Origin of the sequence: Hyphococcus aureus, assembly GCF_042643165.1 — a bacterium.
GTDB classification, from domain to species: domain Bacteria; phylum Pseudomonadota; class Alphaproteobacteria; order Caulobacterales; family Parvularculaceae; genus Hyphococcus; species Hyphococcus aureus.
Map to the genome: position 1 here is coordinate 1,340,818 of NZ_JBHRSH010000002.1, position 23,851 is coordinate 1,364,668.

Below are 23,851 nucleotides of genomic sequence, written 5' to 3' on the forward strand. Positions count from 1 at the left end.
GCCGCGAAACTCTTTAGGCGAGGAACGACAGGACCAGGACGAGCGCCAGTAAAACCGCGGTCCACAGCGCCATGAAACCGATTGGCCATGACCGCGCCATCTGTCCTTCCGGTCCGTGCACGGCGTAAATCCGCGCCATCAACGCTTGTATGCGGCCCGAGAAAATCCCCCATAGGGCGATCCATGTTGCGCGCGACGCACCAGTCGCCCAGCCGAGCAATTGCCGTCCCGGCACGCGCCATAACCAATCCGTATCAAGATTGGTCGACGGCACTTCCGCCGGGTACCATTTCAGGAGAATGAGGACAGCAAAGGCGAGCACCGCCCACAGGAGAAGTTGCAGCTGCTCCACAAGATGATAGGCGGTGTAGGGATGATAATCCGCGATCGCCGCCTGATCGGGCATCAACGCATAGAGCGGCTCCGGATAGACGCCAAGACCGATGCACAGGGCCGCCGCCGCTCCCATGGCGATCATCATGCCGAGCGGCGCATCCTTGGGCCGCTTGCCTGAATCATGGGCGAAGAAAGTGAAATAAGGGATCTTGATGCCTGCATGTTCGAGAACGCCGGCGGAGGCGAACAGGAGCGTCAGCCAGATCCAGAACATGTGCCCCTCGCCCGCCGCATCGATGATGAGGCCCTTGGTGACGAAACCGAGCGTGCCGGGGAAAGCGGAAATCGACAAGGCGCCGACAATGCAGAGCCCCATGGTGACGGGCATGGTCTTGTAAAGCCCGCCAAGCTCCGTCGCTTTCGACGTGCCGGTCCGGTACATGGCGGCGCCCAGCGCCATGAACAACAATCCCTCGAAAATGATATTGCCGAAGGCGTAGCCGGCGGCGCCGTTGATCGCGCCAAAGCCGATGGCGACCACCATGAAGCCCACCTGGTTGTTGATGGAATAGGTCAGAACTTTGCGGAGGTCGTTTTCAATGAGGGCGAAGAAGATCGGGAAGATCGTCATCACCGCGCCGATATAGACAAGCTCAATCGTGCCCGGGAACGCCCGCGCCAGCGAATAGACCGCAAGCTTTGTGGTGAAGATCGACAGGATGATCGCGCCGGTGATGGTTGATTTCGGATAGGCGTCCTGCACCCAGTTGTGCAGCAGCGGAAAGGCCGACTTGATCCCGAAGGCGAGGAACATGACGAGTGCGGAGAATTTCACCAGACCGTTTTCATCGCGCAGCCCGATAAAGTCGAAGTCGAGCGAGCCCGTCTCGCGATAGGTCAGGACGATGCCGCCCAGCAGAAGAACCCCGGAGAGGATCTGGATCGCCAGATAGCGCATGCCGGCGAGATAGGTGACCCGCGTGCCCGGCGCCCAGACGAGGAAGACGGAAGTGATCGCCGCCATCTCCCACCAGAAGAAAAGCGTGATGAGATCGCCGGCGAGCACGCCGCCCAGCGCCGCCGCCGGATAGGCAAGCGTTGCGTAATTTTGCGCGCGGTCGCGCTGGCCCCATGCGTAAATGATGTTGAGCGCTATGGCGATGTGAAACACCACCGCGAAAATCCGTGACAACGGGTCGACGCGCACGGTCGTCAACGTCTCGCCAAAGACGGAAAGCGCGCCATATTCGCCAAGGCCGAGCATGGAAAGCTTGACCGCAGAGAACGCCGTAACGAGCAGCATCCACACGCCCGCGAGATGACGCGGCAGCGCCAGCAACACAAACGCGCCGACGGTCAGAATGACCGCGGGGTTCGCCAGCAAAGCCTGAAAGAGCGCTGTCATCTATTCGCGCTCCTCATAATAGTTTTCCTTGCGGCCGACGAGCTTGCGCAGATGTTGTCCCGCAAGGACGATGAACATGAAAGCGGCGAAGCCCCAGACGGCGAAGAAAACGCCCCAGCCCTCAACTTCGAAATGCGGGTGATCCTTTTGCCAGGCGGGCACGAACCCTGCGACAGCGGCGGCGATGGAGGCGACAATCAGGAAGCCAAGAAATGCGTTGCGGAACGCTTTCTTGTCGGCCCATCCGGGTTGGGAGTCGTGATGATGATCAGACATCCGAAGCTCCTTTTGATCTCAAGAAGGCAAAATAAAACAAGCAAATCGCCGCGCCATAAAATACCGCGAACCCGATAAAGATGGCGCCGCCAATCATGAGCGCTCTCATTTTGTCATCAAAACCGAGCGCCATAACGCCAACGAGAATCGCCACGGCAAGAGTCACCATCTGGATGATGAACCCGCCAAACATACTCTTCAGTTCCCAACCTTTTGGCGCCGTCATCACTGCCCCCCGATCAGCGGCGAAAGGTAATTGTAGAGCGGGTCCGCAAAGAAGAAGAGCAGGAAAGCGCCCGTCGCGGTAAAGAGCGGCGGCGCGATACACAGGATCGGCGCTTCTTTGAGCGCGCCCCACTGGATCAGCGCGCCATTCGCGCCTTGCGGTTTGGCGCCGTCCTCAGCCGGGTTCATGTAGAACGCCTGCACCGGGATAGAGAGCAGATAAATCACATTGAGGATCGACGAGACCATCAACACCGCGATGACCGCGAGCTGACCTGCATCTGCGGCGCCGAGCATCAGGAAAAATTTCGGCCACGAGCCGGCCATGGGCGGCAGGCCGATGATCGACATGGCGCCAAGGAAGAATGCGCCGAAGGTGAACGGCATCACCCGCCCGAGCCCGCGCATTTCAGAGACCAGCGACTTGTGATGGGCCACATAGATCGCGCCCGCGCACATGAAGAGCGTCATTTTGCCAAGCGCATGCGCCGCAATCTGCATCGCCCCGCCCATGACGCCCATGGAAGTCGCAAGCATTGCGCCAAGCGTCACGTAAGATAGCTGCGACACGGTCGAATAGGCGAGCCGCGCTTTTAAGTTGTCCTTGTGCATGGCGATCGCCGAGGCAAGGAGGATCGAGCCCGCCGCGATCCACATGAAGGGAACGCTCGCGCCGGTGTCGCGCAGGAAATCAATGCCGAAGACATAAACGGCGACTTTGAGGATCGAGAAGACGCCCGCCTTCACCACCGCAACCGCATGCAGGAAAGCCGACACCGGCGTCGGCGCAACCATCGCGTTAGGGAGCCATGGATGGGCGGGCATCAGCGCCGCCTTGCCGATGCCGAAAGCGTAAAGCCCGAGCAACACGCCGGCGATGGGCCCGACGGCTTCGGCATGGGCCGCCATGATCCCACCTTCAGTGAAATCGGTCGTGCCGGTGATGGCGTAGGTCCAGACAATTGCGGGCAACAGCAAGCCAATCGACGTCGCCATCAGGACGCCGAGATAAATCCGCCCGCCCTTGCGCGCTTTTTCGTCGCCATAATGGGTGACCAGCGGAAAGGTCGACAGCGTCAGCACTTCATAGAAAATGAACAGCGTGAACAAATTCGCCGCATAGGCGACGCCCATAGCCGCGGAGATCGCCACCGCAAAAGACATGAAGAACCGCGTTTGGTGTTCCTCGCCATGGCCGCGCATATAGCCGATGGAGTAGATCGAATTGACGATCCACAAGCCGCTGGCGATGAGGCCGAACATGGCGCCGAGGGGTTCAGCCTTGAACGCAATGGGCAGGCCGTCGATCACCTCGAACAGGACATGTTCGGGCTGTTCGCCACCGCCGACGGCGCCGAAAATAATCAACGCCAGCACCAACAGGATCGCGCCGGTGATAAGCGTCGCCGCCTCGCGCAGATTCGGATGCTTGTCGAGAAGCCAGATCGCGAGACAGCCGATCAGCGGCAGCGCGAGCGAGAGCGGAATGGCGAGCGAAGCGGAAATCAATTCAGAAGGCATCAGGGCGCGCCTCCCGCCGCCATCATCAAGGCTTCAGCGGCGCGAGTGGCGATGTCGCCGGTCAGGTCCGTGCGAACGCCGAAATAAATATTCGCCAGCACCAAAATCCACATGGGGATGAGCATGGAGAGCGGCGCCTCTTCTTTCGCCATGGCGTATTTGCCTTCCTCGGCCGGTTCGCGCAGCAGCATCACTTCGGCGACGCGGCCCACATAGGCAAGTGCGATCAGCGAGGACGCCACGATCAAAAAGCCTGCATACCAGTGACCGGCGGAGAAGGCGGCGTTCAGGAGATACCATTTGGAAATGAAGCCAACGGTCAGCGGCACGCCGATCAGCGATAGGCCGGAAATGATGAAGGCCCATGTCGTCACCGGCATGCGCTTGGACAATCCGGCGAAGGCGTGGATCGAATGGGAGCCGGCGCGCAACACGACGCAGGCGACCGCCATGAACAAGGCGCCTTTCATCAGCGCATGATTGAAGATGTGAACGAGACTCGCGGTCAGGCCCTCAACCGTTGCGAAGGAAAGCCCCAGCAGCATGTAGCCGATCTGCGCCACCGACGAATAAGCCAGCATCCGCTTCACGTCTTCCTGGAACAGCGCCACCAGAGAGGCGGCGAACATGCCGATCAGGCCGAGCGGCAGCAGCACATAGGTGAAGGCCGCGCCGATAAAGGCGAAGTCGAAATTAAAGACGGAGAAGAAAAAGCGGATGATGACATAGACCGCCACTTTCGTGGCCGTCGCCGCGATAAACGCCGTCACCGCCGAAGGGGCGTAGGTGTATGCGTTCGGGAGCCACAGATGCATCGGGAACATCGCAAGCTTCAGCCCCATACCCACAAGGATGAAGGCGAAACCCGCCTGCACCATGCGATTGTCCTGGCCGATCAACTGTTTCGACAGGTCAGCCATGTTGAGCGTGCCGGTCGCCTGATACAAAAGCCCGAGACCGATGACAAAGAAGGTCGCGCCAATCGTGCCCATCACAAGATAGTTAAACGCGGCGGTGAGCGCGCGCCGGTCGCGCCGCGCGCCCATGGCGATCAGCGCGTAAGTCGAGAGCGATGAAATTTCGAGAAAGACAAAGACGTTGAAAGCGTCGCCGGTGATGGTGACGCCAAGAAGCCCGGTCATGCAGATCAGCATGGCGCCGTAAAACAGCGGCGTCTGGCGCTCATCCACCTCAAGCTGCACCGAGCGATAGGCGAACGGCATCACCAGCGCGGCGATCCCCGAGACCAGCAACAGAACCAGCGCATTCGCCAGGTCGATGCGATATTCAATGCCGATAGGCGGCGCCCAGTCACCGAGATGATAGGAAATCGGCCCCGACAGATCGACTTCGCGGAACAGCGCGATGCAGGCGGCGAAGGTCAGCCATGTAAAGAGACACGCCCATAAATGCGGCGCCCGGCCCTTTGGCAGGAGCAGCGTCACCGGCGCCGCCATGATGGGCACAATGATCGGCAGAACGGGGAGTTGAGAGACGATGCTCATCAAGCTGCGCCCTCCGCCGCCTGTTGCGCGCGGACGCCGGCCTGATGGCCGAACTCGGCGATATCGTCAGCGGCTTCAAGTTCGTCTTCTTCGATCGTGCCATAGGCCTCGCGAATGCGCACCGCGAGGGCAAGCCCGACGGCTGTCGTGGCGACGCCGACGACGATGGCGGTGAGGATCAACACATGGGGCAGCGGGTTGGTGTAGACAATCGCCTCCACGGCGCCATGCGCGGCTGCAGCGGCGGAATGCGCGGCGTCCCCGGCGGCGCCGTGCAATCCATCCGGCGAAAACTCAATGCCGGGAGCCGGCGCCGGCGGCGTCTTGTCCGTGTGGGAAAGCGTGTTCGCAATCTTTTCGCCTGCGTCGGGCAGATCGTGCAGCGAAGCGCCCTCCTCCGGTGCCGGGGCGTGTTTCAGCGCTTCTTTCAGATCATTGCCGTGATCGAGCGCCGAGTTATCGATTTTCGAGTGCAGCGTTTCTTTAAGATCGTCGCCATGATCGAGAGCTGCGTTGTCGATTTTCGACGGCGCTCCTTCGGCGGTTGCGTGCGCTGCTTCCCCGCCATGTGCGGCAGCTTCGGCGCCGTGGCCTGCTTCCGGCTCATGATGGGCCGCCGCGTCCAGTTCGCCGCCCATATAGATCGGCGCGGTGCCGCCGAAAATTTTGCCGATGGAGATGTAATAGATGAAGACGGATGTCTGAAAGATGTTGAGGCCGACAATCTTTTTCACGAGATTGCCGCGTGCAAAGACGATGTACAAACCGATCATCATCAACAGGATGAAGATCCAGTAATTGTAGCGCGCCAATATGAAGTCGAACCAGTCCATAAATCGCCTTCGCGCCTACCAGTCTTCCTGATCGATGTCCGGCTCGCGGCCCGTGAAGTGATAGAAAATCGTCAGCATTGTCGATGCGACCGCCACGCCGACGCCCAGCTCGACAACAAGAATGCCGTAATGCTGGCCTGCATGGTGGGTGGAGTTCGGGACCAGCGCGTCATAGCTGAGAAGATTGGCGCCGAGCAGCATCGTGACGAGGCCAGTGCCTGAATACAGCAGGAAACCGATCACCATGGCCACGGTCAGCGCCTTTTGCGGCAAAGCCTTTTTCGTCTCATCCAGCCCGAAACAGAAGGCGTGAAGGATAAAGGCCACCGCGAAAATGACGCCCGCCTGAAAACCGCCGCCCGGCCCGTAATCGCCGTGGAACTGAACATAAAGCGCGTAGAGAATGATCGGCGCGAACAACAGTTTCGACGTCACCTTGAGAATGAGATGATCCATCAGTCATCCCTCTTTTTCGTTTTTGCGTCGCTCACTTCACGGCCGCCGCGCACGGAGCCGAGCCCGAGGAGCAACATCACCGCCACGCCGGCGGTGAAAATCACCATGGTCTCGCCCATGGTGTCGAAGCCGCGATAGCTCGCCAGCACCGCCGTCACGATATTCGGCATGGGAATTTCCGACGCGGTGCGCTCCACATATTCCTGCCCCACATAGGAGTTCGCCGGCGCCTGCGCGTCGCCGAAGGCCGGCATGTCGATGGTGGCGTAAAAAAGCGCCGCGCCCATGGCGAGAACAACCGCAAGCGCCACTGGCGCGCGGCCCGGCGTTTTCGGTTTCTCGCGCCGCACGGTGAGCAGCATCCCGGCGAGCATCAGCACGGTGGAAATCCCGGCCCCCACCGCCGCCTCGGTAAAGGCGACATCGACCGCGTCGAGCGAAACGAAAAACGCGGCGGACAGCAGCGAGTAAATCCCCGACAGCATTACCACCGCGAACAGGTGACGCGATTTCAACATCGAAACCGCCACGAGAATAAGCATGGTGAGGAGCGCCAGATCGATCAGCACAACCGGCGACATCAACGGGCTGAAATCACTCATTCCGCACTCTCCCGGTATTTCAACTCCGGGCCCTCAAGCGGTTTCAGGCCCACCATCCAGGCGGAATGGGCGATGGCGTGAGTCGCGACAGGCGAGGTGAAAAACAAAAACGCGCCCACAAAGAAAAGCTTCACCGCGACGATCCAGCTCGGCGACTGCAACAGCATGCCGATGAGGATCATCTCTGCGCCGCCCGTATCGGTGACGCCCGCCGCATGAAGGCGCGTGTAAAAATCGGGAAAGCGGACAAGGCCCAGCGATCCGGCGATGACGGCGAGCCCGCCAAAGATGAAACAGCCCCAGCTCAAAATAACGCGGGCGAGTTCAAGATCGGACCAGACCTGCGCAATCATCCCGCTCATGCCGCCTCCTCCTGCGACCGGCGATAGGAGAAGAATCTCAGGATCGCGATGGTCGAGGCGAAGTTGATCAGCGCATAGAGAAGCGCAATATCAAGGAAATGCGGGCGCCCTGTAATAAAGCCCATCAGGCCGATCAAAAGCACCGTCTTGGTGCCGAAAGAGTTGCCCGCGAGGATGCGGTCATAAAGCGACGGCCCGGCGAAGGCGCGCACCAGGGTCAGCCCCATGGCGACGAAAATAGCGGCGGTGACGGCGGCGAACATCATTGCGCACGCCTTTCCGCTTTCGCCACGCGCTCACCCATATCGGTGATAGCGGGAACGTCGCAAAGTTCTTCGGTCAGTCCGTGAACGAGAATTTCGTTCTCGCGCAGGTCGATCGAGACAGTGCCCGGCGTCAGGGTGATGGAATTGGCGAAGGTCGCCTTGCCGACGCTGCTTTTCGGCGGATTAGGCACCGTGAAAAATTTCGGCGAGAGTTTCGGCTCAACGCTGAGCGCCTGACGCATGACGATGAGATTCGCCTTTCCGATCTCGCCGCCGAGCCAGATCCAGTAGCCAAGGATTCGCGGCATCAACCCCATGGGCACGCTGTCGTCGTCGAGAACGCCGGCCCGCTTCGCCAGCCACGCCGAGAACAGTACTGACACCACCCCGAAAAAGAGCAGCAACGGCACGTCGAAATAGCCCGATAGCAAAAGCCAGAGACCGGCCAGCGCCAGAACGAGGATGATAAATCGCCCCATCAGCCCTCTTTGAGGAACCTCTTCAAAACCCTGCGCATGCATAAACCAGCGCTTGATACAAAGGAAAGCCCGCGACAAAGGAATCCAACAGCCCCGGGCGGCGAAGCCGAAAATGTCGCAGATTTGGCGGAGAAATCAACGGCTTGACTGGGGAAAACCGGCGATTCAAGCACGCCGGGACCGAAGCCAGACCCTACCCGCACTCGGTCATTTGCTCTTCAAGCAGCTTCAACCCGGTCTCACGGTCATAGTCGGACAGGGTGAACTCGGCGTCGAGGCGCAAATACCCCGCACGGGCGTCGCGATAGAGCGCACAGGCCCGCTCCACATTCTCCGCGATCTCATAAATTTCACCGAGCAGGAAGGTCGCCGTCGTCACCTCACGGATGCGCGCCGGGTTATCGGGCTCGCCCGCCAGGAGGCGTTTTTCCACGGCGAGATTGCCTTCGCCGATTTCAATCGCCTCATCGTAACGGCCGAGATAGGCGAGCGTCGTCGCCTTTTGCTCGATGACCGATGTGCGCATACGCATGATGCCGAGATCGTCAGGGTCCTGCGCCAGAAATTTATCGGCAAGCGCTTCAGCCTGTTCGAGATCAGTAAGCGCCGCCGCATCATCGTCAATGCTGTAATCGATGAGCGACCGTTTGAAATAGGCGCCGATGAGATTGCGGCGCGCCGTCATGTCATCGGGGTCGGCGGCGTCAAGCTCACGGTAAAGCGCAATCGCACGGTCCATATATTTGAAGGCGCCGGCATAGTCGCCGCCTTCCTCCATATCGTAATGACGCATCATGGTTTCCGCGAGCGCGACATTCGTCGAGGCTGCAAGGGATTTGGCCGACGCATCGTCCGGATACGTCTCATAAAATTTTTCGGCGGCCTCCTGCGCGCGGGCGATGATCTCAATCCCGTCAGCGCCCTCGCCCATCCAGACGAGCGGCTTGCCCGACTGCGACAGCGCTTCTATGCGCGCGCGTTCATCCTGCGGGGTTCCCTTGCCTGACGCGATGACGCCCGCATAAAGCGCCTCCGCGCGGGCCGCATAGTCGCGCGCCGCCTCATTGTCGTCGATGGCGATGAACTGATAGACCGCCATGGAAAAAGAGCTTTCCGCCAGCGCGCGGGCGATGTCAGCATCTTCCGGCGCGGCTTGGTGCATGGCTTCAAGCGACGCAATCGCTGTCGCCAGATGCTCGCCCGCTTCCTCGCGCCGTCCGAGATTGGCGCCGATCGGATTGCCGGTGACGTCGCCAAGACGCTTGTAGCCAAGCGCCGTTTCCAGCCGCAATTCCTTCGATGCGCGCTTGTTGTCCTGCAAGGCGTCAAGATAAAGCCGCGATTTATCGGCGATGTCAGAGAGCGCCCTGGTCGTGCCGGGAATCGCCTCCAGCTGATCGTAGAGATCGAACAACATGAAATTCGCCAGCTCGCGCACTTCCTGAAAACGCGCATCGGCTTCGCGGCGTTCAGTTTCAGCGCGGGCGTAAAGCGCCGAAGTGACAAAAAGGCCCGCGATAACGCCGATAAGCGCAAGCGCCGATGCGCCAACCGCGAAGCGACGCCTACGGATGAATTTTCCGGCCACATAAAGACCGCGCGTCCCGCGCGCCTCAACGGCGCGCCCGGCGGCGTAGCGGTCGAGATCGGCGATCAGCGCAGACGCCGACTGATAGCGGTCTTCGCTCGCCTCCGCCGAGGCTTTGGCGGCAATCGCGGCAAGATCATCATCATTAATCGGCGGCGCGGCTTCCAGCATGTTTTTGAAGATCAGCCCAAGGGAGTAAATATCGCTGAGGGTTGTCGCCGGTTCGCCCCGCAGCCGCTCCGGGGCAGCGAAGCCCTTTGTCATGGTCATTTGCGGACCGACCGCGCTCTCCCCAAAGGAACGCGAGATCCCGAAATCGATCAGCTTCACCCGCGCATCGTCAGTCAACAGAATATTTTGCGGCGACAGGTCGCGATGAACAATCAGCTGTTGGTGGGCGTACTCCACCGCTGCGCAGATATCGCGGAATATCCGCAGCCGTTCAGCCTTAGTCTGCATGGTCTCTACAGCATCGCCGAGCGGCGCGCCGTCCACATATTCCATGATGAAGTAGGGCTCGCCACGCTCGGTTTCGCCACCGTCAAAAAGCTGGGCGATATTGGGATGCTGAAGCGCGGCCAATGTCTGGCGCTCATACCGTAGGCGCTCGGCGAGTTTTTCCGAGCGCGCAATCCCGCGCACGACCTTGATAGCGACGCGATGATCGAAATCGCCCGCATCGCGCTCGCCAAGCCAGACCGCGCCCATGCCGCCGCGCCCGAGCAGGCGAATGATGCGATATTGCCCCACCCTCTCGGGCGGCGCGTCCTCCGCCTCGGCGAACCAGTCGAGCGCGCCGCCAGTGACGAGCGAACCATCAGCGTCGTCCGCCCATAACAGCGACATGACGCGCTTGCGCAAGGCGGGATCGGCCGCCGTCTGGTCCATGATCCATTGCTCACGCACATCGGAAGGCTGGTCGAGCGCGTCTTCAAAAAGGTTTAGCGCCGCCGCTTCGAGCCGGTCGTCAGAGCTCGTCATTCTCCATCGCCTCCTTCAGCCAGGCGCAGGCCGCGCGCCAGGAGCGCTTGACCGTCGATTCCGATTTGCCGAGCGCCAGCGCAATATCCTCTGTCGTCATGCCGCCATAATAACGCAGGACCACAACTTCCGCCCGGTCCGGATCAATAGCCTTCAGCCGCATCAGCGCCGTCTCCAGCGCCACAAGCTCCATCGGGTTGTCCTGCGGTGCGCCATGATCGGTGTTGAGCGTGACAGTGATCTTGCGGCGTTTCTCCGCCGCGCGCCGGCGCGCGGCGTCGATCAGCACATTGCGCATGATCCGCGATGACAGCGCGAAAAAATGCGCCCGCTCGGCCGGCGGCGCCTCGGCCGATTGCAGCAGCCGCACCGCAGCCTCGTTCACAAGGTCATTGGTCGCCATGGAGATCGCCCGCCCTTCGCGCCGCAGCAAATGCGAGGCGATGGCGGATAGCTCTCCATACACGGCCTCATCAAGACGCGCGCGAGCGGCCTCGTCGCCATTTCGGCTCGCCGCCAGCAAGGACACAAACTCTTCGGTCTCTTTGACCACCCTGCGGGAGCCCCCTTAAAACCCTAGCTTTTTGATCTTAAACACAAAATCGTCCGGGAATGATCCCCCTAAAGGATCATTTGGAGCGGAAAAAACTTTTTTTCGGCCAGCCGTGACCCGTTTTCCGGACCATTTACGCTTTTCTTAAGTAGGGGGAGATGTGCGGTTCCAGGCCCGGATTGGGGTTGTTTCGTGGAGAGCGCATATCCCGCGGTCGGGCGGCGGCTTTCTTCGGGGGGCGCCGCCGCCCCCGCGGGCGCCCTTTGAAACACATTGGGCGCAGCACCAGCGTAGCGTAAGGGGCCTATGATTTTTCCAGCAGCATAAAAAAGATTTTGGCGGCCTTAGTAGTCCCAAGGCCGCCACATGTCCCGCGAGTTTGGGAGAGACTGTGTGGGACAGAGCGCGTCTGACGATAAACCGTCGGGCGCGCTCGTCGTTTGGGGTCCGGATAATTGCGGCGCCGGGAGTTGGAAAACGGACATTTGCGACGAGACTGAGGGCCGCTTATCGCCGCGTCAGATGATATTCAGCCTTAAGCGACCATGACTCCGCATCGCCGGACCGGTTTTCTTCGCGTAGGACCAACTCCTGCTCACCAATCCTTTCAAACATCAAACGCCTATGCGCCGATGCGGCCTCAAACGACTCCTCCCTCAGATAAGGAGCGAACTCATCAACGATGGCGAGTTTGTCGGCTTCCGCGAACACAGCGCCATCACCGGCGACATCAGAAACGAAATAGGAATGTGTCGTTCCCGGTTGATCATCGAGGCGAAAGATCACCCATTTTTCGAACCGATCATAATATCCGACCGCCAGAATTTCACGGCGATTTTGCGTTTCCAGCGCCGCAAGGACGCCGCAACCGTCAAGAACAAGCCCGGCGGAAAAGCGCACGGGCGTCTCAACTCCGTCCGCGTCCCGGCGCACGCCCCGCCAATCACCGGCAAGGCCGTCCATCGCGCCATGCGGTTCTTCCGTACACAGCGTTTTTTTATGAACGCCGGGGAAATCCGTTCCCGCATCGCCGAACGTATTGAGATCGCGGAGCCGCAGAAAATCCACCACATTCCACGTCAACCAGGTCGCTCCCCCGTCGCGCGTATTCGACCCGTCCCATCGGAAACTGACGCCTGGCCTTATATCGGTAAAATTGTAGCGCCGATGGGCGACGCTCAACGAACCGTCAGGCTGTGGACGTTCGGCGAGCGAATACATGGTCAAGCGGCCGAGATGCTCTTCCCCGATTAACTGGTCCGTAAAGGCGCCGCCCTGATTTTGCCCATTCGGCCAGTTCTGCGCCATCACCCAGCGTTCGCGCGCGGAATCGTAATAGCGGATGGAAAACCCGCGCTGGCTCGGCGCCTCCGGATTGTCGCGCGCCCATGCAAGCTCGATCAGCGCCTTGCCGCCAAGCACGGGAAAGACCCGCTGGCGGGTCCAGCTCCCTTCTTTCTCGTGATAAAACTCGCCTTCGGGCTGGCTTCGCCAGTTCGCCTCCCATTCGCCGATCCAGAAATCAAAAGCGCGATATTCCGGCGCCTCATAGGCGTCATCAACGCCGGAACCCAGCGCCGACGCCCAACTGTCCTCATCCGCCGATTGCGGGCTCTGCGCAGGTTTACAGGCGACAGCCAATACCAACATGAGAACAATCGCATAAGCCTGTTTCATGAATCTCGCGCTCCTGCTGCAATACTGTGTGCCGCCAACAATAGGCTGGCGCGCCGCCGGACGAAGCCGTAAACTCCGGCGAAACGTCAAATACGCAAGAACGGCAACCTCTTGATGCAACTATTGACGACACCGCCCCGGGACGCCGCCGAGCTTGACGCGCTTTATGCGCGCACGCCCGCGGAAGGCATGTTCTATTCCGGCGCGGTGCATCGCGAACGCTTCGACATCGCCAAGGATTACAACGAGGACTGGTCTTGCGCGGCGATCACCTGGCTGTCCGGCGGCATTGAGGAATATGCGTTGCAGGGCGCGCGCCGGCCGCTGCGGCTGCACTCTGCGGGTGCGCTCACCCTGGCGCGCGGCGCGCGTTACGCCTATGCCGCGCTGGGCGAGGCGCCGTTCCGCACCAATATGATTTCCTTTCCACACTGGATCACCGACGGCGCCGCTCATCGCGCGCTCGATGAAGATATCCATGGCGAAAGCCGCAATGGCAGGCGTCTTCAAACCCGGCTCATTCTGCCGGGAACGGATGCGCAGTCGCTGATGGACGAGATCGCCACGCGCACAAGACAAGGCGGCGCCGGGCGCGAATGGTACGCGGAAAAATGCGCGCTTCTTTACGCGGACCTGCTCGACGCCCAGGACGCTGGCGCTGCTGCGCGCGAGACCATCAGCGCCGTCAAAGCCTCAACCCGCACCGAACTCGCGCGCCGCTGCGCGCTCGCAAGGGATGTCATGTTGCAGCGCTTTGGCGAAGCGGATCTATCGTTAAATGACGTCGCACGCGAAGCCATGCTTTCGCAATATCATCTCATTCGCGTCTTCAAGACGATTACCGGCGCGACGCCGATGCAGTTTCTGGGCATGGTCCGTATGGATGCGGCCTTGCGCCTTGTCGCTGACACCAATCTTTGCATCAGCGACATCGCAAACGCAGTCGGCTATTCAGACCGCTCGGCCTTCTTCCGCGCCTTCCGCAAAGCCCATGGCTGCGCGCCATCAGCGGTTGGGAGATAACTCAACGCAGCGTCGTGCGCTTCGGCTCTTATCCAGCGCGCTTGGCTTTCGCCTTGCTGACGAGGCGTTCAACCTCGCGCAGGATCGCCTCATCGTCTTCCGCAGACGGAACGTCATTGGCGTCGAGATAGCACTCAAGCGCATCGAGAATGATCGCCTGGCAGGACATTTCCAGATCGCGTCCCGCGAGCCGCAACCGCACCAGATCGCGCGCAGGCATTTTCAACGTGACAATCGCCTTGCGGGCGAGCACGCCTGTGGGCGCTTCTGCGCCGCGCGCACGCCGGCGTTGCGGCGGGATGGTCCAGGTTTTCGGCGCGTCGCTGATAACGCGGCGGCGCTGGCCGGCCGCATGCAGAACCTGGACATTGTCATGAGCCGCTGCGGTCGCCCGCGCGATTTCACGTTCGCGCTCACGATCCGCCGCCGGATACATCGAACTGATCGTATCCTCTCCGACGCTGGCCGGGCCGCCCGGATTATTCGCCGGACTTAAGGGACGCATCTCGACATCGACGCCTTCATGGGCGACGGCGTCGACCGCGGGCAGCGCCTCGCCCTTTCGGGCCAGAAGGCTCGACGTCAGGGAGGCGAAATTGCCGCCGTTGGAGGAGGAGCTGTTTGGCGCGTATGCGTTCATTGCGCCGCCCTGCGTCCGAAGACGCGGTTTTGCGAAGCCCCCCCGCTCATCTCATCCTGGCGGTAACCGCCATCGGCGCGTTGCAGGCGCTCATGCAGATAGGACCAGAGAGCCGAAATTTCCTGTGCAGACTGACAGAAAGGATCGATTTCCATCACGGTGCGGCCATCAATCATGGAGGCGGCGAAATCGACGCGGTGATGAATGGTGACAGGCGCCACGGTGCCGTGCTGGGACAGGGCGACGGCGGCCTCAGAGGTGATGCGCGCGCGCTGGGTGGCGCCGTTGACGACGAAAATCAACGGCTTTCCGCGCGCTTCGGCGATGTCGACCGTGGGGCCGACGGCGCGAAGGTCGTGCGGGCTCGGCCGGGTCGGCGCAACGACGATGTCGGCGAAGCTCACCACTTCGGAAATCGCACGCGTGACCGCCGGCGGCGTATCGATAACGACGAGACGGAACCCCTCCTCGCGAGCGCTGTCGAGGTCGTAAAAAAGATTAGAGAAAACCGATTGAATAAACGCCGGCTGCGGGTCCTTACGGACATTCCACCACTTCGCCAGCGACCCCTGCGGATCGGTGTCGATCAACGCAACGGGGCCAGCGCCCTGACGCTCTGCTTCTACCGCAATATGTCCGGACAACGTTGTTTTGCCCGACCCACCCTTTTGCGATGCGAAGACGATTACACGCATCGAAGACAACATGCGTCCTCCACCTGTCACGCTCACTATGACGCAAGGACCATCATGCACGCGGCGCGTTAACGCAGCGCGTGAACTCAAGGGATAATTTGGTTTTAATTGTGCGGGAGAGGTTCAGCATGAAGGCTGAAAAAAATGCCGGCAGCAACCTAGATACGCAAGGCCGCCGCCAGCAGGGGGGTTATATGGTAAAGCCCTTAATCGAGGCTTAAAGCCGCCGGCGGTGAAAACCGCATTCGTTTTATCGGGTTCTGGAACGGGGTGCGCCGGATTTATGTTTAAACAAATGACGCCGAAAGATCGTCGATCGTATTGATCTTGAGATCGCTTTGAATGGCCGCCATCAACCGCGTGATGTGCGCGATGCGCGGATTGGTGTCCCAGTCCCAATATCGCAGGACCGCACGGGAGAAATCGCGCGCCATGGAATCAAACACCGCCAGCAGGTGATCGGCTCGCGCATTGGCTTCCGGGCCGTCGGCCGCGGCCGTTAAGAAAGCGTAAAAATCGTCCCGCGGCACGCCAAGGCTCTTGCACAGAACCGCATAAGGCTCGCCGCCGGCGTCGCGCAGAATGCGCCCCGACAGATCGCGGCTGATCCCGCCGAGCATGGAAACCGCATCGATGATTTCCTGCGCAGGATATTTACAGGCGGCCGCAAGCGTCTTGCGCACCACTTCCATAGAAACGGGCTCGCCATTGACGCCGCGCGGGCGGTGACGGCGCTCGGAAAGAATGAGGATATCCTTGACCACCGTATCGGGATCGCCGCCGCGGAAGACCCGCGGATAAAGATCGGCGAGCGCATCCTGAACAACGGCGCGATCGAGCGCAAAGCGCGTGAGAATTCGGCGGCGGCGCTCGGCGTCGACCCACCAGAACATGATGAAGCCGTGGGCGGGCTCCAGCTCGCGCCGGCGCAACAGCATCCCCTGCACTTCCTTGCTGGTGGCGCTCAACGCAACAAGCTTGTTCACAGCGTTCGGCGACAAGGTGCAATCGTCGCGTTTCAAAACCTGTTTGCAGACATCGATCTCGTCAAAAGCGAGACACGCATCAGCGACCGCGGTCGACAGATCGATCCGTCGCGCAATCATGACCCGGTGCGCCATGTTCCCTTCGCGCGCCGCTTCGATCAAAAGCGCTTCGGGAAGATTTTCAGCAGCAGCGATAATTTTTTCGGCTACCGCCACCTCATCAAGCAGCAGCATGCGCACCAGCGCCGGCGGGCATTCGGAAACCCGGGCGATGCGCCCGGCGACTTCCATGCGGATCGGCTCCTCCACCTTGTCGAGCACATGGAGAAGAATATCGGCGACAAGCGAACGCTCGTTCGAAGAAATCTTGGCCGAGGGCAGCACGACAATGTCCGTCAGCTTCCTGACCATCAGTGTCCGCACGCTGGGCCCGGAAGGCGCCAGCGGCGTGAGCATCGTCCCCACGTCCGGCTTCGGGTTCGGCCGGGCGCCGGCGCGGATCTCATCGGCGGCGTCAAAATCGGTCATGGATGCGGAATTCGCCTTTCTTGTGCGCAAAACTCCGGCGCAAAACCGTTGTAACCGGAACACCGTTAACGGGGGATTTCACTTTTGCGGCGGGTTTTCCAAGACCTCGCGGCCTTCGGGTGCTAAGGTCCGGCCCCGTAGCCGGAAGGAAGCAGAAACCTCGTGAAGCGCCATAAATCACTGATTTTAAAAACATTTTTCAAGCCCGCCTCGCAAACGCTCACGGTCGCGCTGCTCGCCGCTGCGGCGGCGTCCTGCGCATCGACGGCCGACATGGCGACATTGCGCGAATCGCCGGGCTATTCCGCCGGCTATGGCGACGGCTGCCTGACGGCGACGGAGGAAGACAAGAGCTTCTCCAGCAAGCAGGAGCGCGACGCCTACGCCTTCAAGAATGACGAGGCCTATCGCGCCGGCTGGCGCCAGGGCTATCTCGAATGCTCGACCCAGACCCCGGAAGCCAAAGACGGCGGGCGCATTCTCGGCGAGCGCAACGAATATTAACAAGGTCTGAACGCGGCGCCGGAGAACAGCGCCGCTTCAAGAACCAGCCTCTCGAAAAATCAGCCATGAAAAAAGGCGCCCTTTGGGGCGCCTTTTTTCAATTATGATCTGCGGTGAGATCTCCAGATCAATCTTGTGTATCCGTGTCTTCGGCTTCCGGCGCATCTTCTTCCGTCGCCTCAGGCGCCGATTCCGTATCGGACCCGCTTTCAGCCGGCGCGTTATTGCGGCTTGGGCGGCCTTGCGCTTTCAACGCCTCACACTCATTGCGCCGCGCTGCTTCACGCTCAAGCGCTTCGGGCTCAGGCGCGCGGTTTTGAAGTTCACGAATGCGCGCATCGCGTTCGAAACGGGCGTAATCGTCTTCGCAAAGTGCGATGTTCTGTTCCCAATCGAGGCGAAGGCCGGTCCAGTAGGTGTCGACGACCGCGTCGATATAGGTAATCCAGTCGCTGGCGCGGCGGCGCGCGTTGTCATAGGCCTGCGCGCGCACAAAGGCCTGACGGGCGCGCGCCCAGATCGCCGTATCGCTGGGGCCGGCCTGGCTGAAACGCGCGGTGCCGAGCAGCAGCCATGCGTCGCCGGTGTCCTTGCGATCCATGCCGCCCTTGTTCAGCGCCGCTACAAGCGCCCGCTCGGACGCCGCATATTGTTCGTCAGCGAGCAGCACCATGCCAAGGCGATAGGAAAGCTCACCATTGGAAGCGTTATTCGCAGCTTCACGAAGGATCGGTATCGATTTCTTGTGCTCGCGCGCCTGGCTCCAGAGCTGCGACAGGAGAATGAGATTCTTCTGCACGCGCTTGACGTTGCCGGCGTTCATTTCCCGCTCGAGCATTGTCGCGCCGCGATAAGGATTGTCGAAGAACGAATAATACTGAACGAGGGTCAGGATTTCATTCTCGGTCGAGATAAGACCAGCGCGATAAGCGACCTCAAGCACGGAGAACGCTTCACGGTCCTTGTTCTGCACCGAATAGGCGCCCGAAAGCTGGGTCCAGTAGCCTTTATCTTCCGGCCAGTAATTGACCATCCGTTCCAGGAGCGGCGCACGCTTGGCGTTGTCGCCGAGCTCCGAATAGATGAGGTTCAAAAGATCGAAATAACCCTTGCGCGGCTCCGATCCCATACCGGCCACAGCCTGTTCGGCCGGGCCAACCGCCTGGCGGTAATTCGGCGGCGAAATCTGGGTGTAAGCGGCGGCGAGCAGGTAATAAGCGTTCGGATCGACCGTCACGCCGCAGGTGCGGGCCAGCTGAATCCACTGATTGAGGCCGGTGATCGCCGTTTGATATTGCTCGATCTGGAAGTTGAGCTGGGCGATGTAATAACGCAGCTGGTTGTTACGCGCCGGCGGCAGACCATTGGTCGAAAGCGCTGTTTGAAGATCGCTCAACGCGCCGCGATAATCATCGCGGTTGATTTTCACGTTGGCGCGCAGCTCATAAACCGTCGACTTTTCATAGGCGCTCATGGAGTCGCCGCGGCTGGAGATCAGGGCGTTAAAGCCAGCAAGCGCCTCATTGAACTGATCGGCCTGCATGAACTCATAGAGCTTTTGAATTTCCTGGCCGATGCGCGGCGAGAGCGTGCTCGACGCACCGCCTTCTTCCGCATCGCATTGCGCCTGCGCCAGCGCAGCCGTCGGCGCCGCCGTCACCATCAGCGCTGCCGCTGCGGATGCGGCCGCCGAAAAACAAAGCTTACGATATTTCCCACGCATTTTTTTCATCCTGCGGTCTCGACCTCTGTTATTCGCAGCGTCGCGAGAAACACCGAAGCATTTTTCGCGGGCGGCGCGGCGTTCGCCGACTAGCCTTCAAGTACGAAGGTGACGACGGTTTGCACTCCACGGCGCCATTCCGGCGTATTATCAACGATCTTCGGCTGATACTTCCAGCGTTCCACTGAACGCTCCGCGGCGCGGTTAAGGCAGCTGTTGGAGCTTTCAACAGTCGTGATATTTGTTGTCTGTCCGTCCGGCGTCACGTCAAACTGAACGAGCACCGATTCGGTCGCCTTCGCCCGGTTCATGCAGCGTTCGGGATATTGCGGCGGAATGCGCACCAGCGGCTGAGCGTCACGGTCCGGGTTGAAGCCTGAACCGATGGAAAGATTAGCATTGATCTCCGGGATCGCGGCGGCGACGCCGTTCAGCGCCGGGCGGTTCGAAGGGTCGTTCACGGCCGGCGGCGGCGGCGGCGGCGCATCGAGCGTCGGCCGCTTGAACTCGCGATTGGCGTTGTTGATGTCCGTATCGTCGATCTGCGCGGTGATATTGATGTTGATCGCGTCCTCTTCTTCATTGAGGCGCGGATCCTGGCGGATCATCGCCGCCATGAAGAGGAACAGACCGCCGGTGACGATAACTGCGCCCGGCACGCCGATAATCAAGCGAATGAGGGATCCCATCTGCCGTTCTCCTTAAACGTCTTCCGTCGACACGGCGACGTCAGCAACGCCCGTGGACCGGATTTGCGTCACGACCTCGACCAAGAGCCGGGTTTTCGATTTGGCGTCAGCCTGAACGACGGCCGTGCCTTTGGGGTTTTCACGGCGCAGCTGTTCGACAACGGCCCGCACCTCATCCAGCTCAACGCGTTCCTTGTTGATCCAGATTTCGTCATTTTCCGAGATCGCGACGATGATGGAGGCGAGCTTTCTTTGCTCGGCCGAGACAGCGCCGGGACGATCGACTTCAATCCCCGGCTCCTTCACGAAGGTCGACGTCACGATGAAGAAGATCAGCATGATGAAGACGATATCGAGAAGCGGCGTCACATTGACGTCTTCTTCGTCTTCGGCCGCCGATGAAACATTCCGTCTAGCCATAATTCAATCCGCCTACGAACTAATTGCCTGACGCGCGGGGCGCGGGACTATTGAGCTTCCTTTTGCAGCGCGAGGGACACTCTCCCCCGAGCGCCGCCATCCTGCGCCTGATCCATCACCTCAACCGCAACACCGGATTCCGATTCCGGCGAGGCGCTGACCAGGACAACGCCCTGGGGCTCACGCGCGATGAATTCCTGCACCACCGGCTTCACCGAACCCGGATCGATGACGCGCACATTGTTGACGCGCACAAACCCGTCTTCCTGCACAGCCAGCAGCAAGGCTGGCGGCGGGATGGTGTCAGGCTGATCCGGGGTGTCCTCCGGCGTGTTCACGTCGATGCCCTTCTCGCGAAGGAAAGTCGCCGTCACGATGAAGAAGATCAGCAGGATGAAGACGATGTCGAGAAGCGGCGTGATGTTTACATCCGCGGCTTCGCTTGCATGTTGCGCCTTTTTTCTCATCAGCTCTACTCGATCAACAGTTCGTCAGAAATCTGACCCGTCGCTTTTTGAACATTGCGATCAAAAGCGTTGATGAAGATGAGGCCGGAAAGCGAGGCGACGAGACCGGCCATGGTCGGGATCGTCGCTTTCGAAATGCCGGCGGCCATCAGGCGCGCATTGGAAGACCCGGTCACGGCCATCACGTCGAACACTTCGACCATGCCGGTCACTGTGCCGAGAAGCCCGAGCAGCGGCGTCACCGCCACCAGCGCGCGGATCACATTGTTGAACCGCGAGGCCTCCTGCGAGGTTTCCGAGATCAGACGCTCGCGAACCGCATGCGCATACCAGGATTTATGATCGGTGCGCGCGGCCCAGGCGCGTTGCGCCCGTTTGGTGACGCCCGCATGGGCGCCGGTCCAGTACATGAGACGCTCGATAATCAGCGCCCACATGAAAAAGGTGACCACCATAATCGCGACAAGAACGTTGCCGCCGGCGCCCAGAAAATCCATGAGCGCATTGTAGGCGATCGCTGGGTTCAAAAGCTCCACGTGTCGTGACCCTTTCCCTTAACGGGTTGCCGGGGACCGGGCGATTAAGCCCGGCCGCCTTCCGCATGTTCGGCGATGATGCCGGCCGCTTGCTCTTCAAGAATTTGCGAGACGCGCTTGGCGGCGCCGGCTGCAAAAGCGTGCAGGAGAAGCAGCGGGATCGCAGCGACAAGACCGAGCACCGTGGTGACGAGCGCTTCGGAGATGCCCGACGCCATGATCTGCGGGTCGCCGGTGCCGAAGAGCGTGATCGCCTGGAAGGTGTTGATCATGCCGATAACCGTGCCGAGGAGGCCGAGCAGCGGCGCAACCGCGGCAAGCACCTTGATGAGGTTGAGGCCGCCTTCGAGTTTCGGCACCTCTTTGAGGATTGCGTCGTCGAGTTTGAGAGCGACGGTCTCCACATCGTTCGAGGTGGTGTTCTCGTAAGCCAGCATGACGCGGCCAAGCGGGTTGGCTTTGGACGCTTTCTTGCGGCGAACCTGAGAGCGCACAGCGCCGGCGGTCATGGTGAGCGTGACCCACTTATAGATGCCGAGGATGATGCCGAGGATCGCAGCGACGATGATCACCTTACCGATGAACCGGCCCTGATCGATCCGCTGACGCAGATCAGGCGCAGCCACCTGAAGGTTGAGAAGCGTGCCGAGCGACGGGTCGATGGCGCCTTTGACGAAGCCATCGCCGGAAGCCCGGGCGACGGCGCTCGCCGCGCCGGTGATGGCGCTGGACGGCTGCTTCGCGAGGAATTCCAGCTTGTCGTTCTTGTAGGTCAGATATTTGCCGTTGGAGAAGGCGACAAACGGACCGATGCGCGTGACTTCGGCTTCAGCGGATTCGCCGTTGGCCTGAATGATGCGCGAATTGAAGGTCACTGTTTTGCCCTGCTCGGCCATCTGCTGGATCATGATGTCCCAGAGATCGCGAAGCTGTTCTTCGGTCGGCAGTTTTTCGGTCCGGGCCAGTTCGTTGAGGGTCTGGCTGCGGCCGGGATACTGAGCCGAAATAATCGAGCGCTCGACCTGAGCGTTCAGATCGGCGGCGGCGGTGCGCGCGGCGCCGAAAAGCTCCTGGAATTCGCCCTGTTTCGATGCGAGCTCCTGATCGAGCTCGGCGATCGCGGCCTTGTTTTCTTCCATCACGCCTTCGAGGCGGGTGGATTCAGCGGCGGCGGCGGCCACCTGCTGACGGACCTGGGTGAGCAGCGCCTGCTGCTGATTGCGCTCGGCGCGGAAGCGCTCAATACGCTGTCTGTTTTCGGCGCTGACATCGCGGCGTTCCTGACGGACCGCGTTGAGGACCTGATCGAGCGTGACCTGCGCGCTCGCTGACATATTCACACTGATTGCGGCGACGCCGGCGACCAGGGAAATCGATGCAAGTTTGAAGAGTTTCATGACTTGTAATTCCTTATTACCCAAGTTCGCCGTTACTGTGCCGCTACCGGCGGTTTCACCGGAACGAAGAAGATATCGGGGGCGGTCTGTTCTTTCGCCATGCGCAGCGCGTATTTGACGTCCTGCAGATAAGAGCGGTTGAGGTTGGTCCAGTCGCCGGCGCCCTGATCGTAGATCAGGAGCGTCGAGTCATCAGGCGTCTTGAACATCAGCGCGATGCGGCCGATGCGCAGGAATTCGCCGGTCAGCTCTTCGCCATTAAAGTTCACCGCGCCGTCATAAGCGCCGATCGTGCGGCCATATTCGCCTTCGATCTGGTAAGCTTCGACGATCAGGCGGTAACGCTGAGCCGCCGACATTTCCGGGTTCTCAAGCACACCTTCAAGGCGGGCGGCGCGATCATTACGCTCAGTCGCGAGGAACGGCAGGTCGGCGTCGACCAGATCGCCGAACCGCGAGACCATGTCTTCCATCAGCGGCTGCATCGCGCGCTGCAGACCTTCGACATTTTCAATGTCTTCGCGAAGACGAACAACCTGACGCTCTTGCGCCTCAATGTTGCGCGTGAGTGAAGCATTGTAGCGGCGGGCCGCTTCAAGCTGCTTCAGGTTCGCACGGTAATCATTGAGCAGAGACGCCGTCTGGTCGTCTAGCTGGTCGATCTGCTGCTGCGCTGAAGCGGTTTCACGCGCCGTCGTCTCAGCCTCCTGCAGTGCGGAACGGAACTGCGCCTGGGCTGGCGCGCACAAAACAGCGAGCAACGCCGCTGAACCCAAAATCGCTGATCTTTTCATAAATGCCTCACCTACCGGATTGTTGCGGCTGATTGATACGGCGCCATCGCAAATTGGGCCGCGGAGCTGTGGCGCCTTGCGCCGTTTTGAAACACGTCCATTCGCATCGCTGGTCCGTACTTCAAGAAATCTGTGAACGATACTCTTCACCCAGAACTGTCCCCTGTTCCCCATACAACGTTTCAAGCAATCGTATATTTGCAGCACAATTGCAACGACGTTTTGATCTATGATCAAACGCCCTCCCATTTGGGCCGCCCATAGCCGATTACTGCAAGATTCGTGTCACCCTGTCTTTTGCGGCCTGGATGCGGAACAGCTCATCGCCCTCACCGTTCCCTGATACGCCGCCGACCTATACCCCGTTAGTTTGTAACAACAACT

General features: G+C 60.4%; 26 protein-coding genes. 2 read left to right on the forward strand and 24 right to left on the reverse strand.

Features of this window, described 5'->3' with window-relative positions; all coding sequences use genetic code 11:
* Positions 1-13: 13 nt before the first annotated feature.
* The 14 genes from ACFOOP_RS19360 to ACFOOP_RS19425 form a co-directional block, all read right to left on the reverse strand.
* Complete coding sequence (locus ACFOOP_RS19360; RefSeq protein WP_379882822.1) at positions 14-1,741, reverse strand: Na(+)/H(+) antiporter subunit D; 1,728 nt, start codon at positions 1,739-1,741, stop codon at positions 14-16.
* Positions 1,742-2,017 carry a hypothetical protein gene (locus tag ACFOOP_RS19365; RefSeq protein WP_379882823.1) on the reverse strand — a complete coding sequence of 92 codons (276 nt, stop codon included), beginning with the start codon at positions 2,015-2,017 and terminating at the stop codon, positions 1,742-1,744.
* Positions 2,010-2,243, reverse strand: a complete 234-nt coding sequence (locus ACFOOP_RS19370) for a hypothetical protein (RefSeq protein ID WP_379882824.1) — start codon at positions 2,241-2,243, stop codon at positions 2,010-2,012. The genes ACFOOP_RS19365 and ACFOOP_RS19370 overlap by 8 nt, the downstream gene beginning before the upstream one ends.
* Positions 2,243-3,763, reverse strand: a complete 1,521-nt coding sequence (locus ACFOOP_RS19375; protein WP_379882825.1) for a proton-conducting transporter transmembrane domain-containing protein — start codon at positions 3,761-3,763, stop codon at positions 2,243-2,245. Before ACFOOP_RS19375 ends, ACFOOP_RS19370 begins: the two co-directional genes overlap by 1 nt.
* Positions 3,763-5,268: a monovalent cation/H+ antiporter subunit D family protein gene (locus ACFOOP_RS19380; RefSeq protein WP_379882826.1), complete on the reverse strand. Its 1,506-nt coding sequence runs from the start codon at positions 5,266-5,268 to the stop codon at positions 3,763-3,765. The genes ACFOOP_RS19375 and ACFOOP_RS19380 overlap by 1 nt, the downstream gene beginning before the upstream one ends.
* Complete coding sequence (locus ACFOOP_RS19385) at positions 5,268-6,101, reverse strand: cation:proton antiporter subunit C (protein ID WP_379882827.1); 834 nt, start codon at positions 6,099-6,101, stop codon at positions 5,268-5,270. Before ACFOOP_RS19385 ends, ACFOOP_RS19380 begins: the two co-directional genes overlap by 1 nt.
* Positions 6,102-6,116: 15 nt before the next feature.
* Positions 6,117-6,557 carry a Na(+)/H(+) antiporter subunit B gene (locus ACFOOP_RS19390; RefSeq protein WP_379882828.1) on the reverse strand — a complete coding sequence of 147 codons (441 nt, stop codon included), beginning with the start codon at positions 6,555-6,557 and terminating at the stop codon, positions 6,117-6,119.
* A complete protein-coding gene (locus ACFOOP_RS19395) occupies positions 6,557-7,159 on the reverse strand; it encodes a DUF4040 domain-containing protein (RefSeq protein WP_379882829.1) in 603 nt (200 codons plus the stop codon). The genes ACFOOP_RS19390 and ACFOOP_RS19395 overlap by 1 nt, the downstream gene beginning before the upstream one ends.
* Positions 7,156-7,521 (reverse strand): monovalent cation/H(+) antiporter subunit G, encoded by a 366-nt coding sequence (gene mnhG, locus ACFOOP_RS19400; RefSeq protein ID WP_379882830.1) that lies wholly within the window; start codon positions 7,519-7,521, stop codon positions 7,156-7,158. Before mnhG ends, ACFOOP_RS19395 begins: the two co-directional genes overlap by 4 nt.
* Positions 7,518-7,784, reverse strand: a complete 267-nt coding sequence (locus ACFOOP_RS19405) for an MrpF/PhaF family protein (protein ID WP_379882917.1) — start codon at positions 7,782-7,784, stop codon at positions 7,518-7,520. The genes mnhG and ACFOOP_RS19405 overlap by 4 nt, the downstream gene beginning before the upstream one ends.
* Positions 7,784-8,266, reverse strand: coding sequence for a Na+/H+ antiporter subunit E (locus ACFOOP_RS19410; RefSeq protein ID WP_379882831.1), 483 nt, complete (start codon positions 8,264-8,266; stop codon positions 7,784-7,786). Before ACFOOP_RS19410 ends, ACFOOP_RS19405 begins: the two co-directional genes overlap by 1 nt.
* Positions 8,267-8,459: 193 nt before the next feature.
* Positions 8,460-10,835: a serine/threonine protein kinase gene (locus tag ACFOOP_RS19415; protein WP_379882832.1), complete on the reverse strand. Its 2,376-nt coding sequence runs from the start codon at positions 10,833-10,835 to the stop codon at positions 8,460-8,462.
* Positions 10,822-11,388 (reverse strand): ECF-type sigma factor, encoded by a 567-nt coding sequence (locus ACFOOP_RS19420; RefSeq protein ID WP_379882833.1) that lies wholly within the window; start codon positions 11,386-11,388, stop codon positions 10,822-10,824. Before ACFOOP_RS19420 ends, ACFOOP_RS19415 begins: the two co-directional genes overlap by 14 nt.
* 507 nt (positions 11,389-11,895) lie before the next feature.
* Complete coding sequence (locus ACFOOP_RS19425) at positions 11,896-13,065, reverse strand: hypothetical protein (RefSeq protein ID WP_379882834.1); 1,170 nt, start codon at positions 13,063-13,065, stop codon at positions 11,896-11,898.
* A 114-nt stretch (positions 13,066-13,179) separates the two neighbouring features.
* Here ACFOOP_RS19425 and ACFOOP_RS19430 point away from each other — a divergent pair, with 114 nt between their 5' ends.
* The gene (locus ACFOOP_RS19430; protein WP_379882835.1) at positions 13,180-14,088 is read left to right on the forward strand and encodes a helix-turn-helix transcriptional regulator; all 909 of its coding nucleotides are present in this window, start codon (positions 13,180-13,182) and stop codon (positions 14,086-14,088) included.
* A gap of 28 nt (positions 14,089-14,116) precedes the next feature.
* Here the strand turns inward: ACFOOP_RS19430 and ACFOOP_RS19435 are convergent, their stop codons facing one another.
* The 3 genes from ACFOOP_RS19435 to ACFOOP_RS19445 all read right to left on the reverse strand — a co-directional run bounded on the left by ACFOOP_RS19435 (position 14,117) and on the right by ACFOOP_RS19445 (position 16,937).
* Complete coding sequence (locus ACFOOP_RS19435) at positions 14,117-14,728, reverse strand: hypothetical protein (protein WP_379882836.1); 612 nt, start codon at positions 14,726-14,728, stop codon at positions 14,117-14,119.
* Positions 14,725-15,423, reverse strand: coding sequence for an AAA family ATPase (locus ACFOOP_RS19440; RefSeq protein ID WP_379882918.1), 699 nt, complete (start codon positions 15,421-15,423; stop codon positions 14,725-14,727). Before ACFOOP_RS19440 ends, ACFOOP_RS19435 begins: the two co-directional genes overlap by 4 nt.
* Before the next feature lie 287 nt (positions 15,424-15,710).
* The gene (locus ACFOOP_RS19445; protein WP_379882837.1) at positions 15,711-16,937 is read right to left on the reverse strand and encodes a DUF2336 domain-containing protein; all 1,227 of its coding nucleotides are present in this window, start codon (positions 16,935-16,937) and stop codon (positions 15,711-15,713) included.
* A 162-nt stretch (positions 16,938-17,099) separates the two neighbouring features.
* Between ACFOOP_RS19445 and ACFOOP_RS19450 the strand changes: the two genes are divergently transcribed.
* Entirely contained in the window at positions 17,100-17,441 is a 342-nt protein-coding gene (locus ACFOOP_RS19450) for a hypothetical protein (protein WP_379882838.1), read from the forward strand.
* A gap of 127 nt (positions 17,442-17,568) precedes the next feature.
* On the opposite strand, the gene ACFOOP_RS19455 is transcribed toward ACFOOP_RS19450, so the two are convergent.
* The 7 genes from ACFOOP_RS19455 to ACFOOP_RS19485 all read right to left on the reverse strand — a co-directional run bounded on the left by ACFOOP_RS19455 (position 17,569) and on the right by ACFOOP_RS19485 (position 23,467).
* Positions 17,569-19,164 carry a hypothetical protein gene (locus tag ACFOOP_RS19455; RefSeq protein ID WP_379882839.1) on the reverse strand — a complete coding sequence of 532 codons (1,596 nt, stop codon included), beginning with the start codon at positions 19,162-19,164 and terminating at the stop codon, positions 17,569-17,571.
* 89 nt (positions 19,165-19,253) lie between these two features.
* Positions 19,254-19,853, reverse strand: coding sequence for an energy transducer TonB (locus tag ACFOOP_RS19460; RefSeq protein ID WP_379882840.1), 600 nt, complete (start codon positions 19,851-19,853; stop codon positions 19,254-19,256).
* A 12-nt stretch (positions 19,854-19,865) separates the two neighbouring features.
* Positions 19,866-20,273 carry an ExbD/TolR family protein gene (locus ACFOOP_RS19465; RefSeq protein ID WP_379882841.1) on the reverse strand — a complete coding sequence of 136 codons (408 nt, stop codon included), beginning with the start codon at positions 20,271-20,273 and terminating at the stop codon, positions 19,866-19,868.
* 47 nt (positions 20,274-20,320) lie between these two features.
* The gene (locus tag ACFOOP_RS19470; RefSeq protein WP_379882842.1) at positions 20,321-20,740 is read right to left on the reverse strand and encodes an ExbD/TolR family protein; all 420 of its coding nucleotides are present in this window, start codon (positions 20,738-20,740) and stop codon (positions 20,321-20,323) included.
* A 5-nt stretch (positions 20,741-20,745) separates the two neighbouring features.
* Positions 20,746-21,276 (reverse strand): MotA/TolQ/ExbB proton channel family protein, encoded by a 531-nt coding sequence (locus tag ACFOOP_RS19475; RefSeq protein ID WP_379882843.1) that lies wholly within the window; start codon positions 21,274-21,276, stop codon positions 20,746-20,748.
* Positions 21,277-21,320: 44 nt separating this feature from the next.
* Positions 21,321-22,673, reverse strand: coding sequence for a MotA/TolQ/ExbB proton channel family protein (locus ACFOOP_RS19480; protein WP_379882844.1), 1,353 nt, complete (start codon positions 22,671-22,673; stop codon positions 21,321-21,323).
* Between the two features lie 32 nt (positions 22,674-22,705).
* A complete protein-coding gene (locus tag ACFOOP_RS19485) occupies positions 22,706-23,467 on the reverse strand; it encodes a DUF3450 domain-containing protein (protein ID WP_379882845.1) in 762 nt (253 codons plus the stop codon).
* Positions 23,468-23,851: the final 384 nt, after the last annotated feature.